The following is a 12,156-nucleotide window of genomic DNA, read 5'->3' as shown; positions in this document are numbered from 1 at the left end:
CAGCTTTGCAAATGCCTGACAATCGACATGTCGTTATCTTTTGTTAAGCGCGCTGAATGTGATTGATGGATCATCACGACGGTTGATCGCGCAGACTGCCCAGACGCCGGTCAGCGAATGCTTCTGCGCCGCAAGGCCGCTGGTTTGAAGGCGTTCACGCTGGGCGCCGGTTGAGAGAAATCACTGGTGCCAGGCTCTTGATTGTCGAGGTTCTGTACGTGATAACGCCGGGCCTGCAGGTCATGGAAGACGTCCAGAGCAGACCAGGTCGTCGGCAGTTCGTAGTAGTTCTTCAGGTACGCCATGGAGACGCGCCACAACTGCCCCCGGGCATCGTACTGATCGACGATTGCGGCCTGCCAACTGTCCTCGTCCAGGTACAGCGTGCGTCTTGAGTAGACATGACGCGCGGTCGGTTTGAGCGTGCCCTCCACCACCCATACACGATGTAGTTCATGGCGCGTATAGGCCGGGTTGAGATGACCCACCTGCAATAATTGCCGATAGGTAATGTCGGGGCTGGAAATGCGGTAGTTGTTGTAGGGAATATAAATCTCGCGTTTGCCCAGTAACCTCCAGTCGTAACGATCCGGCGAGCCATTGAACATGTCGGTGTCGTCAGCCGTACGCAAGCCTTCAGAGGCCGGGATCGGCATGTCGTAAGCCAGACTCGGCGCGCGGCGTACCCGACGTTGCCGCGCACTGTAGGTCCACGCCTGCCGCGGCTCCTGTATCTGGTCCAGTGTTTCATGGACCAGCACGGCAGAACCGGCCATACGCGTGGGACACTGGGTAAACGACAGGTAATAGAACAGCACGTTATCCAGACTGGCAAAGCTGCCCGCAGGATCATAGAAGCGAAACAGCACTTCCTGACGCGACGTGTTCAGCTTGAAACTGCCGTCGCGCTGTATCGCAACTTCCGAAGTACGTCGCACCGCATAATGGCCGCGATACCGGGCAATGTGGTTCCACACGGCCTGAATGCCCTTTTCCGGAAGCGGAAATGGAATGCCTCCGTAGGCATCGACAAAACCATTGCCACCGCCGATCAATCGGGCTTTCTGCGCATTGCGGCGGGTGTTGTCGTACACCCATTGCGGCGCCGATCCGGAACGTCGCGTGGGGTATACCGGCATCCGGTAGCTGTCGGGGTAGGTTTCGAACATCGCCACCTGCCCAGACGTCAGGCGCGTGCGATAGTGCTGCATATTGGCGTGAGTGATGGTGAACAGGGGCTTGTCAGCGGTATACGGGTCGACATGCCGAGTGCCCGAGCCCTTGTATCCGGGCGGGGGCCGGGTGATTCCGCCCGTCCAGGGCGGAATGGTCCCCGTGGCATTACCTGCCATCTCGCCTCCCAGCGGGGTCAAACGACTCCCGAGCAACGTGGTATCGACTGCCTGGCAGGTGTTGATCGCGAACAGCAGCGTCAGCGCGCCGCCCAGCAGTTGTTTCATGAGCATGTGGGCTCTCCTTGCATGGCCACGTCGGGACGCATGTATGGCGTCCTGGCCTGTAATAGTTCTGCTATAAACAGCGTTTTGTCAGGGCGACACCGGTTATTGACGCGCGGCCAATAAACAGTTGTTTGACAGGCAGACCGAGTGACCCACGTATTCTTCCCGCGAATAGTTTGTCTATCGGATATACGTCCGTAGGAAACTTCACAAAATAAAAAAGAATGAACAACACGCTGTTAAACATTCATGAAGCAGGCACCCGGAATGGCCCACAGTAATGCAACGTGAATGCCAACAGGCAATAAAGAACAGATCACAACTTATATAAGGTACAGATCTGAAACGACGTGCTCCCGCGTTATGACCAGAATTAAAAACAACGACACCGCCTGTTTGATTGTCAGACAGCATACTAACAAGGCCGCTCGTTATGGCGGCTTATTGGCGGGTATATGAACGTGTGGTAACAAAAAAGAGTGTTACGTGCTTCAAGCCAGTAACACCGGGTGACGACAGGCAGCGCTCAGTCGATAACCACGTGTGGCAGGAAGCGGCTGGTGTCCTTGGTGATCAGGCTGTCGTCTTCACGAATACCGATCCCTGACGCAAGATCGCCGATGATCCAGGAGCCGATCAGCGTGTAGCTGTCGCCAAATCGCGGAAGCGGCGAGTACGCCTGCAGAATGTAGGGCGCATCGGTATAAGGCCCATCGACCGAGATGACCTGATCGCCGGGCGTACGCATTTCAATATTGGCACCCTCACGGGAAAAGTAGGGTTTGCGCACCCAGCCTTTGGGGAGCGCTTTGCTCGGCTCGTGGTCGACATGCGCAGGCAGCAGGTTCGGATGACCTTCGTTGAACTGCCACAACAACGGCAAAATCCCCTTGTTGCTGAGAATCGCCTTCCACGCGGGTTCGACAAACTGAGTGCCGCTGGCTGACACGTGCTGGCCGAATTCCTCGTGAAAGATATGCTCCCACGCGTGCAGTTTGAACAAGCGCTCGATCCAGCGCCCGTCCAGATCGACAAAACGCCCATCAGCGCCGAGGCCGATGTCTTCGATATCGATATGCCTCGCATCGATGCCGACGTGTGCTGCCATACGCCGCAGGAAATCGGTAGTGCCCCGGTCTTCGATGGAACCGGACATCGCCGAAAAGTAGAACGGACTCGTGCCGGAAAACTCGGCAAAGGCCCGAACCAGATCCTCAGCAATCGAGTTGAACTGGGTGGCATGCGCAGGCAACACGCCGCGCGCCATCTGCTCTTCCAGCCAGAGCAGTTGCACCGCCCCGGCTTCCATCAGACTGGTCGGCGTATCGGCATTGATTTCGTACATCTTTGCCGGGCCTGTACCGTCGTAGGCAAAATCGAAGCGCCCGTACAGATGCGGGTGTCCCTCCTTCCACGAGGTCTGGATCAGGTCGAAGAACGCTTCCGGAATCGCCAGTTGATGGAGCAGCGCTTCGCTGTCCACCACGCGCGCCACGGCGTCCATGCACAGCTGGTGAAGTTCCCGGGTGGGCGCTTCAAGATCGCGGGTAATCTGCTGTTCGCTGAACAGGTAATACCCGCGCTCGTCCCAGTAACGCTCGCCGTCGATAGTGTGAAAGTTGAAGCCTTGACGTTCGGCGGTCGTGCGCCAGTCCGGACGTTCCTCGATGCTGATCTTTTTCATGCCGCGAACCGTCAGCCTCCGAAACTGCTGCTGCCACTGCTGCTCTTGCCGCCCCAGCCACTGCGTGCCGAAGCCTGGCTGCCGAAGCCGCCGCGCGAGATGGTCGATGACACCGAAGACGAGCCGGACCCAGAGCTGCCCAGATTGCGCCCCAGGGTGCTCCTGCCGTAGCTGCGATCCGGGCTGGATTGCGCCTGGGTGGAACGGCCGAAGGTCTTGCCGCGATCGATCTGACTGGGCAGCGACGAGCTGTAATAACCGCCTCGATCATCGCGCGTCTGGTAGATGGGCTGCGAGTAATAGCGGTTATTGCCGAAGCCGTTGCTGAGCAGATTGCCGATCAGCAGCCCGGCCATCAGCCCGGTGGTGCCACTCATGCCTGCCGGAGCAGACTGGTTGACTTCCTGATTGGCACGGTCCAGTGCCTCTTTCGGCACTTGCCCGGAAAAGCCCAGTTCGAAGCCGCCGAGCTTGGGCATGTACTTGCCGTCAGAGGTGACCTGGCAATAATCCGGTACGAAGTCCGCGTCGCAGGACGCCTTGTCATCATAGGTCGGCGCAATGCGGCGATGATCGGACAGCGCCTGCATGTAGGCATCCGAACAGATATTCACCGGCACCTTGGCATCGACGCATTCCTGCACCGAACTGAAGTTGGCCTTGGCGTTGACGGTGTCCTTTTTCTCGGACGGGCCACACCCGGCAAGGGCCAGCGGCAGTGCACCGGCGAGTACCAGTTTTACTGAACTACGTCTCATCGTGAGTCTCCTTGTTCAAGGCTGCCGTCAGACCGACGGGGTCATGCAGGCGGCATTGAGAAGACCGACGCTGATCGCGACGCTGGCCGAATAGATGGCTGCTGCCATTTCGCCCTTGGCGATGCGTGTCGACAGGCCCTTGAGCACCAGACTGGTAACGCCGAACGCCAGCAGCTGCACAATGGCGGCAATCACCACCCAGACGATCACGTCCAGAATGCTGATGCTGTAGCTGATGATGTTACTGGCCGGCAGCGCGAAACCGATCAGCGAACCACCCAACGCCAGCGCGGCGGCACTGTTGTTCTCGCGAATCAGCGCAAACTCCTTGTGTGGGGTGATCCGGCTGTAGATGAACTGGAACAGCGCGAACAGGATGACCGCCACCAGAATGTACAGGACGAAGCCAAACACGGCCGTGGCATTGAGCGACATACGCAGCGCGTCGATCATGAGGATTTCCTTGTCAAAGAACGTTGATATCAGTGGATTGCAGCGTTATGCCGACCGCCGTGGTGAGCGTGATGCTGCCCTCCTCGTCTTCCTCTACGGAAAACAGCAGAAATTCACGGCGGTTGATCAGTCCCGTTTCGCGGGCGTACAGCATGCTCAGGTGCTTGACACGATAAGTCGCGTCGGGACTGACAATGTCTTCATCGAGCGGCGTCAGCTCGGTCTGGCCAGGGGAAGTCCCCCATTGCCGCTCGAAGACCTCGCCATCGTGCTCGTAGGTCGGCAGGCCGATCTTCGATGATGGCCCGGTCAGGCGCAGCAATTCATCCTTGCTGGTGATCGGCTCGGCGCTGTAGTAGCCGAACAGGATGATGTCCTGCACGTCCTCCGGATTGGGGCCGTCGCTGACCACTTGCAGAAAATAGTCCTCGTTATCGAGGTAAAAACGATGCAGTGCCATGGACTGGCCGAGATCAATATGCCCTACGGACCAGACCTTTTCATCGCCCGGAACGACCACTTCCGAGTGACCGTCGAGCAACAGCTTCAGTGAACTGTCCAGGCACAGCATGCGTCCGGACGCCAGCCCCAGCGGACTGACCGTGCTGACCGGTTGTACGCCGTCCCGGCCTGATGCCTTGGGGGCTTCCAGGCCCATGGCCCGTTTGAACCAACTCATAATCCATTTCCTTGCAGTGACGGGTGACGATATATAACGCTCTTCAAGCGCAACAGGCGCACTGCCGCCGCGCATTAGACTGGCTCACTTCTGCGCCAGCAATGCCCTGGAATGCATCAGCCAGGCCACACAAACGCCCGCAACTGCACCGGCGATATGTGATTCGAACGACACGCCGGCCACCGGAACGAAGCCGAATACCAACCCGCTGTAAGCGGCCAGCACCAGCAGCGCGATCAGCACGCTGGCGATACTGCGCTGATACCACGCACGCGCCAGCAGATAAGCCCACAAACCAAAAATCAGACCGCTTGCGCCGACATGGATATTGCTGCGACCGAAGCTCCAGACCAGCAGCCCGCCCAGCAGGCAGATCAGCCCGGCGACCCATGCATAACGCCTGACACCCTCGGTCGCCACCAGCCAGCTCAGCACAATGAACGGCAACAGATTGCTGAGCAAGTGCTGAATCGACCCGTGCAGAAAGGGCGCAAACACAATGCCGCGCAACCCGATGAAGCTGCGCGGCATGATACCGAAATGGACCAGACTGTTGTCGGTGACCGAGTTGATTGCCTGTACCGCAATCAACACGGCCGAGAGGACGAGGATGACCTTGAGTCGTCGGGAAAACGCCATGCACTACCCTCGTCCACCTTGTTGCAGCGCTTACTGAGCCGGCGTCTGACTTTTGGCTTTCAGGCGCGCCAGTACATCCTGCGCACCGCCGCTTTTGGCGCCGATCCCGGCATCCTGCAGACGACGTTCCAGATCGCTGCCGCTGGACTGGCTGGCCAGTTCTTCAGCCGCTTCGAGCTTGGCATCCTGTTCGTCCTGACGCTGCTTGAGACGTGCCAGCGAACCCACTGCGGTTTCCACGGCGCCGCTGGCACCGCCGGTTGCGGTGGCCGTTGCAACGCGAGCCTTTTGCACGGTTTCACGGGCCTTGGCCATCTCGACCTGCTGCTTGAGGCTCTTGATTCGCGACTCGGCCTTGATCACCTGATCCTGCAGCAGGTTGACCTGCTTGCTGAACTGATCGGCCAGCTCCTGCTCCTGATCACGCAGGGCTTCGATTTCGGCAATCTTGTTTGCACATTCGACAGCCAGCGCTTCTTCACCCTTATCGAGGGCCTGCAGGGCGCGACCTTCCCAGTTGGCGATGCTGGTGGCGTGTTCTTCAAGACGCTGCGCCGAGAGTTTGTGCTTGGCCTTGATGGTGATCAGCCCGTCGCGGGCCTTGACCAGCGCGTTCTCGGCGTCACGGATTTCCTGGTCCAGAATGCGGATGGCATTGGCGTCGGCAATCGACTCGCCCACTTCGGAAGCGCCGCCACGAACAGCGGTCACCAGTTTTTTCCAGATACTTGTAGTCATGAATGTTCTCCGCCTGACAGCGCTGTTCAGTAGATGAAATGATCTTCAAAAGCATCGGCCGCACGGATCACGTTGTCCGCGAGTGTGAGGATTTCCTGCACGATTACAGTGAGCGAAGAGGCCGCGCTCAGTGCACCGAACAGGCAGTAGACTTCCTGACCGCCGCCCAGCTTTTCGATGCCGACCGACGACAGCGGAAACAGGTCGCGGCTGCGCAGGACAACGTCGTTGAACGCTTGCACGTTCTTGATCTTGTTCACTTCGATCAAGGTCGCATCGGCGAGAATCTGCTCGCCTTCCACGGCGATGTAGATCGGCAGGTCGCCGTAGTCGGCCATGGTCAGCCTGATTCCCGAAGCATCGCCCTCGGTCACATCGAGCTCGATCTTGCCGTTCGTCACCAGTTCCAGTTCGCTGAGTGCCTTCTGCAGAGAGCTGATGGTCCAGTGGGTATTCTCGGTCATGAAGTCCTCCAGTTTTATTCTGTCGCCCAGAAAGGGCTGTCTTAAAGCTTTTTCGATCCCCCGCAAGGCATCGACATTTTCCGGCCGGATCCAGAATTCGCGCTTCACCAGCCCCGCCTCCTTGAGCCGCAGGCGCATTTCACGCATGTAATCAGTGGAGCTCTTGGACACCTTGGCCGGGACCGTTGCGTTATCGCCCTGGGTTTTACGAGGCATTGGCGCTTCCCCTTGCTGCTGGCCGTGAATCAGGTAAGCAACGTATCAGATGTTTCTGAAGATAGATACGCATCACATGTGAGATTTTCAGGAGTGAATTCTTATCGTCGTTACACAACACGAGATGAATTCTGAAAACCGGATGGCTGAAACGCTGGTAACTGGATAAACGCCAGTCTCTGCAGGAGCGGGCTTGCTCGCGAAGGTGCCAGTACAATCCACGGACAGAGGCGTTGCAACCATCGCCTTCGCGAGCAAGCTCGCTCCCACGAGATGGGCGCATTGCGATGAGCGCTTTGAGCATTGGCACACAAATCAAAAAAGGCGCTGTCCGCATCAGCAGACAGCGCCTTTATCACCCACGCAGTTCAGGCAATAGGCACAGCACAAACCCTTATTCAGCCAGGCTTTTGCTCACCACTTCATACACGTCCGCCGACAGTTTGCCGGAGGCGAGGATGCGCTCCAGCTCGGCCTTCATCAGCGCCTGACGGGCGCTGTCGTATTTGCGCCAGCGGGTCAGTGGTGCCAATTGACGAGAAGCGATCTGCGGGTTCAGCGCGTTCAGCTCGATCACGAGGTCCGCCAGGAAGCGGTAGCCGGAGCCATCAGCCGCGTGGAAGTTGACCAGGTTCTGCCCGGCGAAGGCACCGATCAGGGCACGCACCTTGTTCGGGTTCTTGATGCTGAAGGCCGGGTGTTTCATCAATTCCTGCACACGCTGCAGGCCGCCTGGCAGCGTGCTCGCCGCCTGGACGCTGAACCACTGATCCATGACCAGAGCATTGCTCTTGAAGTTCTCGGCAAACACCGCGAGCGCCTTGTCGCGCTCGGCAGTGAACGGTGAATTGACCAGCACGGCCAGCGCAGTCAGGCGCTCGGTCATGTTGTCGCTGGTATCGAACTGATCAATGGTGGCTGCCAGCACCTCCGGCTTGCCGCTCAGCATCAGGTACGACAGCGCGATATTCTGCAGGGCACGACGGGCAAAGTGCGCGGCTTCGGCCACATAAGGCGTGACCTTCGACACTTCACGGTTGGCCTGATAGCGCGCCAGCAGCCCATCGAACAGCCCCTCTGCCAGTTGCTGACGGGCAAACTCGCGAGCAGCGTGAATGGCATCAACGTCGGCCACTTCACTGATTTCGGTCAGATAAGCTTCGCCCGGCAACGAGAGCATTTCCGCGACCATCGCCTGATCCAGGTCATCATCCGCCAGCACGGTACCCAGTGCAGTGATCAGACGCTGATCCATGACCAGTTTTTGGCCTTGCTGATGCTGGCCGATCAGTTCCTGCAATATCTGAACCGACAACTGCTGACCGGCATCCCAGCGATTGAAACCATCGCTGTCGTGCTGCATCAGGAACATCAGTTGGTCGCGGTCATACGGGAAGCTCAGCTTGACCGGCGCTGAGAAGCCGCGCAGCAGCGAAGGCAGCGGCTTTTCCGCGACGTCGACGAAGGTGAAGGTCTGCTCGGCTTCAGTAACCGACAACACTCGTGAGGTGCCGGTCGCCGCCGTTTCGTTCGCCAGACGCAGGGCAATTTCGCCACCCTTGCTGTCTAGCAGCCCCAGTTCAACCGGGATCACGAAAGGTTGCTTCTGATCGCCAGGCTGGCCTGGTGTGGTCGGGCAGCTCTGACGGAAGGTCAGGCTGTAGGTTTTGGCCGCAGCATCGTACGACTCGCTGACCGCCAGACGCGGCGTGCCCGCCTGGCTGTACCAGCGCTTGAACTGGGTCAGGTCGACGCCATTGGCGTCTTCCATGGCCTTGATGAAGTCGTCACAGGTCACGGCCTGGCCATCGTGGCGTTCGAAATACAGATCGCTGCCCTTGCGGAAGCCTTCAGCACCCAGCAGGGTGTGAAGCATGCCGACCACTTCCGAACCCTTCTCGTACACGGTCAGGGTGTAGAAGTTGGAGATTTCGATGAAGCTGTCCGGACGCACGGCGTGCGCCATCGGGCCTGCGTCCTCGGCGAACTGGTGAGTACGCAGGTAGGCAACGTCCTGGATACGCTTGACCGTAGCCGAGTTCATGTCGGCCGAGAAACCGGCGTCGCGGTACACCGTGAAGCCTTCCTTGAGCGACAGCTGGAACCAGTCACGGCAGGTCACGCGATTGCCCGACCAGTTGTGGAAGTATTCGTGGGCGACAATCGCTTCGACACGCTGGTGTGCGGCATCGGTCGCCGTCTCGGCACGCGCCAGCACGGCACTGGAGTTGAAGATGTTGAGGCCCTTGTTCTCCATCGCGCCCATGTTGAAGTCGTTGACCGCGACAATCATGAAGATGTCCAGGTCGTACTCGCGACCGTAGGTCTCTTCGTCCCAACGCATGGACTTCTTCAGGCTGGTCATGGCGTGCTGGCACTTGTCGATGTTTTCCGGCTCGACGTAGATACGCAGGGTCACATTCCGCTCATTCATGGTGGTGAACGTGTCTTCGATACACCACAGATCACCGGCCACCAGCGCGAACAGGTAGGCCGGTTTCATGAACGGGTCTTCCCAGGTCGCCCAGTGCCGACCACCCTCTTCTTCGCCGCTGGCCACCGGGTTGCCGTTGGACAGCAGGATCGGGAAGCCCTGCTTGTCGGCGCTGACGGTGGTGGTGAACTTGCTCATCACGTCAGGACGGTCGAGGTAATAGGTGATCTTGCGGAAGCCTTCGGCCTCGCACTGGGTGCAGAACATGCCGCTGGACTTGTACAGCCCTTCCAGCGCGGTGTTGGATTCCGGATGGATGCGCACGGTGCTGTCGACCGTAAAGCTTTCAGCCTGTGGGTGCAGGGTCAGGTGATCGTCGGTCAGCTGATAATCCGCAGCACTCAGCTCGACATCGCTCAGTTTGACCGAGACCAGTTCCAGATGCTGACCATCCAGCACCAGCGGCGGCAGGCCTGCGCCACGCTCGGGGTTGCGGCGCATAACCAGTTGCGCGTGAACCAGCGAGTGGTCGTCGAACAGTTCGAAGGTCAGGTTCGTCTCATCGATGAGGTACTCGGGAGCCTGGTAATCCTTCAGGTAGATCATTTTCGGTTGCTCGGTGCGCATGCTGGAATCCTTCTACTAATGCACGGCCAGCTGATAGGCCGTGTACTTGCGAATATTGATCACGCCGGTGTCGAAAATCAGGTATTGGCCCTTGATCCCGAGCAGCGTGCCTTCGGCAATCGGGTTCTTGTCCAGATTGAAGCTGACAATCTTGGTCGGATACGCCTCGACCGGGTAACGAAACTCGACAGGCTCGGCGTCATGTAGCAATTGGATGGCCTGCAGCCCGAATCGTTCTTGCAATCCCAGCAGCCCTGCGCCGCAACTGTCGAACAGCTCCTGGCGAATGGCCTTGAGGTCGACGGGTTGGGCGTCACCCTTGAGCAAAGCACGCCAGTTGGTACGATCGGCCACCTGGCTGCGCAGCAGGTCTTCGACGAAGCCGGACTGTTGGCGGGTTGCTACGCGCAGGATCGGCAGAGCCTGGCTTGCACCCTGGTCCAGCCAGCGGGTCGGCAACTGCGTTGAGCGGGTAATACCGACCTTCACGCCTGACGAATTGGCCAGGTAAACGATGTGATCGGTCATGCAGAACTGCTCGCCCCACGCCGGATCACGGCACGTGCCCTGGTCGTGATGGCATTTTTCCGGGCTCATGATGCACAGGTCGCACTGCGCCAGCTTGAGCATGCACGGGTAGCAGTAACCCTGGCTGTAGCTGGACTTGGTCTTGCGCCCGCAATGACTGCAATGAATGGCGCCGAGAAACTCCAGACGCAGCGTCTTGCCGATCAGCGGGTTGACTGCTATCTCGGTGTCGCCCAGGCGAAAAGCGTATTGCACACACGACGTGTCATCCTGACGCGCCGACATTTTGTTGACTGCTCCGCGACCAATTTCGATCAATGAATAGCATCCGATTTGAACAGGATATTGGGCACCGGGGCCGATTTCGAGGCGCATTCCTGCGGCCCCATGTAGCCCGTACGCTGGTCTTCCGGCAGGTTCTGCGCTTCCCAGGCGATCAGCGCCTGCAGGGACAGTTCACGCTGCTCTTGAGTGAGCTTGCGACCGTCGGACCATTTGCCGATTTCCACAGCCAGTTTCAGGCTCTCGTAGATATCCGGGGTGATGTTTTCGATCATTTCTATAAAAGACGACATGGCGCACTCCAGAAAATAGCGGGTAATTCTAGGCCTTGCGGCGTGCAATCGCACCACCCAGCAGCCCGGTGACACAACCGATGATCAGCCCGCCGACATGCGCACCGTTGGCGATCTCGCCGAAGCCGAGCATGCTCACCAGCCCGGACAGGCACAGCGCCAGCCAGACCAGCATCATGATCAACACCCCGCGCGGCAGGCGATAGACCGGGTTGGGCGCCAGCATCTGGAAAATCCAGCAATGCCCGAGCAGGCCATACAGCACGCCGGACAGTCCGCCAAACAGGCTTGGGCCGCTGAACAGGTACTGCACGTAATTTGAGACCGACGAGAACAGCAAGGTCAGCAACAGCAACGACAGGCTGCCCTGACGAATTTCAATCCGCCGCCCCAGCTCCCAGAACCACATGCCGTTCATGGCCAGGTGCAGGATGCCGAAGTGGATCAGCATGGGCGAGATGATGCGCCACCACTGCCCGGACGCGAGGCTTTCGGACAATGGCAGAAACGTTGCGTACTCGCCATTGATGCGGAAATCCTGAAAGGTCAGCCAGCGGACGGCCTCAAGGTTATCGCCCAGCAGCGTCAAGCCGGCCACCAGCAAGGTGACCAGCAACACCAGGGCCGTCACCGGACTGCTGCGTAACTGCTCGATCAGGCCGGGCGGCTTGTAGGTGGAGTTCACGGTGTCTTGCGCCAGTTGAACGTGCTCGTCGCCTTCGGGGAAGCGCGTGTACAACTCGCGCACTTCTTCGACCAGTCGCGGCGCGTCCGGCACCCACAGGACTTGCTCGCCAGCCTCTTCACTGACTCGGTGAGGAATCTGCAAGCGCAGCAACAAACTGATAAAACCGCTCAGGTCGGTGCTCAGCGGCAAGCGCAGGACAGCTACAGGACTCAT

Annotated in this window: 12 protein-coding genes; all 12 read right to left on the bottom strand. The window is 58.9% G+C overall.

Translation table 11 applies throughout. The features are described from left to right. Positions 1 to 110: 110 nt before the first annotated feature. Positions 111 to 1,466 carry a DUF1329 domain-containing protein gene (locus BLR16_RS17780; protein ID WP_074807887.1) on the bottom strand — a complete coding sequence of 452 codons (1,356 nt, stop codon included), beginning with the start codon at positions 1,464 to 1,466 and terminating at the stop codon, positions 111 to 113. Between the two features lie 520 nt (positions 1,467 to 1,986). Continuing rightward, the gene (locus tag BLR16_RS17775; RefSeq protein WP_074807884.1) at positions 1,987 to 3,144 is read right to left on the bottom strand and encodes a glutathionylspermidine synthase family protein; all 1,158 of its coding nucleotides are present in this window, start codon (positions 3,142 to 3,144) and stop codon (positions 1,987 to 1,989) included. Between the two features lie 11 nt (positions 3,145 to 3,155). Beyond that, positions 3,156 to 3,902, bottom strand: coding sequence for a DUF1190 domain-containing protein (locus tag BLR16_RS17770; RefSeq protein ID WP_004414143.1), 747 nt, complete (start codon positions 3,900 to 3,902; stop codon positions 3,156 to 3,158). 27 nt (positions 3,903 to 3,929) lie between these two features. Next, positions 3,930 to 4,355, bottom strand: coding sequence for a DUF350 domain-containing protein (locus tag BLR16_RS17765; RefSeq protein WP_003368477.1), 426 nt, complete (start codon positions 4,353 to 4,355; stop codon positions 3,930 to 3,932). Positions 4,356 to 4,368: 13 nt separating this feature from the next. Beyond that, the gene (locus BLR16_RS17760) at positions 4,369 to 5,034 is read right to left on the bottom strand and encodes a DUF2491 family protein (protein WP_003368476.1); all 666 of its coding nucleotides are present in this window, start codon (positions 5,032 to 5,034) and stop codon (positions 4,369 to 4,371) included. Positions 5,035 to 5,118: 84 nt separating this feature from the next. Beyond that, a complete protein-coding gene (locus tag BLR16_RS17755) occupies positions 5,119 to 5,673 on the bottom strand; it encodes a rhomboid family intramembrane serine protease (RefSeq protein ID WP_003368475.1) in 555 nt (184 codons plus the stop codon). Between the two features lie 30 nt (positions 5,674 to 5,703). Further along, entirely contained in the window at positions 5,704 to 6,411 is a 708-nt protein-coding gene (locus BLR16_RS17750; protein WP_054081181.1) for a PspA/IM30 family protein, read from the bottom strand. Between the two features lie 26 nt (positions 6,412 to 6,437). Continuing rightward, positions 6,438 to 7,091 carry a YjfI family protein gene (locus BLR16_RS17745; RefSeq protein WP_003368473.1) on the bottom strand — a complete coding sequence of 218 codons (654 nt, stop codon included), beginning with the start codon at positions 7,089 to 7,091 and terminating at the stop codon, positions 6,438 to 6,440. Positions 7,092 to 7,485: 394 nt separating this feature from the next. After that, positions 7,486 to 10,152, bottom strand: a complete 2,667-nt coding sequence (pepN, locus tag BLR16_RS17740; protein WP_054081182.1) for an aminopeptidase N — start codon at positions 10,150 to 10,152, stop codon at positions 7,486 to 7,488. Positions 10,153 to 10,167: 15 nt separating this feature from the next. Further along, a complete protein-coding gene (locus BLR16_RS17735) occupies positions 10,168 to 10,998 on the bottom strand; it encodes a DUF2797 domain-containing protein (protein WP_161437872.1) in 831 nt (276 codons plus the stop codon). Beyond that, positions 10,995 to 11,255: a YeaC family protein gene (locus tag BLR16_RS17730; protein ID WP_003368468.1), complete on the bottom strand. Its 261-nt coding sequence runs from the start codon at positions 11,253 to 11,255 to the stop codon at positions 10,995 to 10,997. Before BLR16_RS17730 ends, BLR16_RS17735 begins: the two co-directional genes overlap by 4 nt. Before the next feature lie 28 nt (positions 11,256 to 11,283). Continuing rightward, positions 11,284 to 12,156: a rhomboid family intramembrane serine protease gene (locus BLR16_RS17725; protein ID WP_058396656.1), complete on the bottom strand. Its 873-nt coding sequence runs from the start codon at positions 12,154 to 12,156 to the stop codon at positions 11,284 to 11,286.

The organism is Pseudomonas sp. BS3767 (assembly GCF_900099665.1).
Taxonomy (GTDB): domain Bacteria; phylum Pseudomonadota; class Gammaproteobacteria; order Pseudomonadales; family Pseudomonadaceae; genus Aquipseudomonas; species Aquipseudomonas cerasi.
The sequence above is the reverse complement of the archived record's forward strand: the minus strand, read 5'-3'. Positions and strand labels throughout refer to the sequence as shown.

Bases quoted from the DNA above. Each gene is read 5' to 3' on its own strand.
- pepN (WP_054081182.1), bottom strand. From the start codon at position 10,152: ATGCGCACCGAGCAACCGAAAATGATCTACCTGAAGGATTACCAGGCT.
- BLR16_RS17745 (WP_003368473.1), bottom strand. From the start codon at position 7,091: ATGCCTCGTAAAACCCAGGGCGATAACGCAACGGTCCCGGCCAAGGTG.
- BLR16_RS17750 (WP_054081181.1), bottom strand. From the start codon at position 6,411: ATGACTACAAGTATCTGGAAAAAACTGGTGACCGCTGTTCGTGGCGGC.
- BLR16_RS17765 (WP_003368477.1), bottom strand. From the start codon at position 4,355: ATGATCGACGCGCTGCGTATGTCGCTCAATGCCACGGCCGTGTTTGGC.
- BLR16_RS17725 (WP_058396656.1), bottom strand. From the start codon at position 12,156: ATGAGTCCTGTAGCTGTCCTGCGCTTGCCGCTGAGCACCGACCTGAGC.
- BLR16_RS17760 (WP_003368476.1), bottom strand. From the start codon at position 5,034: ATGAGTTGGTTCAAACGGGCCATGGGCCTGGAAGCCCCCAAGGCATCA.
- BLR16_RS17775 (WP_074807884.1), bottom strand. From the start codon at position 3,144: ATGAAAAAGATCAGCATCGAGGAACGTCCGGACTGGCGCACGACCGCC.
- BLR16_RS17780 (WP_074807887.1), bottom strand. From the start codon at position 1,466: ATGCTCATGAAACAACTGCTGGGCGGCGCGCTGACGCTGCTGTTCGCG.
- BLR16_RS17770 (WP_004414143.1), bottom strand. From the start codon at position 3,902: ATGAGACGTAGTTCAGTAAAACTGGTACTCGCCGGTGCACTGCCGCTG.
- BLR16_RS17730 (WP_003368468.1), bottom strand. From the start codon at position 11,255: ATGTCGTCTTTTATAGAAATGATCGAAAACATCACCCCGGATATCTAC.
- BLR16_RS17755 (WP_003368475.1), bottom strand. From the start codon at position 5,673: ATGGCGTTTTCCCGACGACTCAAGGTCATCCTCGTCCTCTCGGCCGTG.